Here is a 265-nt window from a genome sequence, read left to right on the forward strand (position 1 = left end):
ACCAAATGAGCGATGAACAGAAAGAGATGGCCGCAGACTTTGTGAGAGATGATATCATGCGAAATCGACTAAAAATTGAAATGGCTGCTTATATCCACAGCAAAAAGAGTTTTCAAGAGCAGCGTTTGACAAATGACTTTTTATCTACTGTTGAAGGTATTCTGGATTATTCGGCAGTTAAAAAACAATCAAAAATTTCAGATACACAGCTGAACTTGGTATAATTAAAGAAAAGGGTTTGGGGTTGTGTTTATGAAAATTACTA

General features: G+C 35.1%; 1 protein-coding gene. It reads left to right on the forward strand.

Annotated elements, in window-relative coordinates; genetic code table 11:
- Positions 1 to 224 (forward strand): hypothetical protein (locus V0R37_RS22415; RefSeq protein ID WP_420376597.1); only part of this gene is annotated, 224 nt, incomplete at its 5' end.
- Positions 225 to 265: the final 41 nt, after the last annotated feature.

The organism is Pollutimonas rozaliensis (assembly GCF_048751585.1).
GTDB lineage: Bacteria > Pseudomonadota > Gammaproteobacteria > Burkholderiales > Burkholderiaceae_B.